This window comes from Massilia mucilaginosa, from assembly GCF_011682145.1.
GTDB classification, from domain to species: domain Bacteria; phylum Pseudomonadota; class Gammaproteobacteria; order Burkholderiales; family Burkholderiaceae_D; genus Telluria_A; species Telluria_A mucilaginosa.
The window spans coordinates 1-1,010 of the sequence record NZ_WHJH01000160.1; the positions used below are offsets into that span (position 1 = coordinate 1).

The window sequence follows — 1,010 nt, forward strand, 5'->3', positions numbered from 1 at the left end:
CCATGACCTCGGCCTTGAGCAACACGCGCCAGGCCCTCGGCCACGAACGCGCCTTGTAAGTAAATTCATCGAACAGACGCACCGCATTGGGCACCAGGTCCTGCGATTGCGCAGCCACCCACCGGTCGATGGCGCGAAGTCTGGTCGGCTCGGCCATCGCAAGGAGCTTGGTGTTGCAGGCGAAACCAAAAATGAAGTCCATGTTCGACATCCCATCGATCAGGCTCATTAATTCAGGGCCACTGAAGTGTCCGTCGCCACGTACGAGAATATGCGTATCGGGGAAGTGCTGACGAATCCGTTTCAGAACGCGCCGCATGATCATCGCGTTCTCTTCGCCAAATGGTCGCCTTCCGGGGCGCAGCACCGCCGCGATCAAGCCGCCCGACTGGCCGTCGAAGATCATCAGCGGCAAGTAGCAGGTCGAACCATAATGGTGGTTGTAGAACGCCAGCGGCTGCTGGCCGTAGCACGCATCCTCGGAGTGATCCAGATCGAGAATCAAGCTCTTTGGCGGGCTGGCGAAGTTGGCAATGAACTGTTCGACCAGAGCCTCGCTGACGCGATAAATATCTTGACGACTTGCTGCGTGTTCGAAGCGTGAGATCGTCGCTCCCGATGCCAGCGCGCCGGCGGCATCAAACGGCAAACGGGCCGCGCCAAGTTTGAACATTGGGTCGTGGCGCAGGCGATTCGCGTCGTTGCCGTCCTCGTAGCCACAGCCGATTTGATAGATGCGCTGCGTCAGAAGATCGTGATACGAATGGCTGACGTAACTCTGATGGCGCCGGTCGGGCAAAGCTGCGGCCAAGCGCTTGGTCAGGCCGATCTGAAGGTCAACGCCGCGCAGCAGGACCGGACCGAGATCAGACGACAAACCGCCACCGGCGAAATCGGCGCGGACGCTGTGGGCTGGAATCGATGCAAAACGTAGCTGCTCTGAGGTAGAATTCATGCCGGGCAAGGTGCGTTCGTGTTGAAATTGTGTTTTATGGATAACTCACATTTTA

1 protein-coding gene is annotated in these 1,010 nt (G+C 58.3%); it reads right to left on the bottom strand.

Annotated features, from left to right (window positions below):
* On the bottom strand, positions 1–955 hold a 955-nt coding region (locus F2P45_RS34265), incomplete at its 3' end, for an IS1380 family transposase (protein WP_229505444.1).
* Positions 956–1,010: the final 55 nt, after the last annotated feature.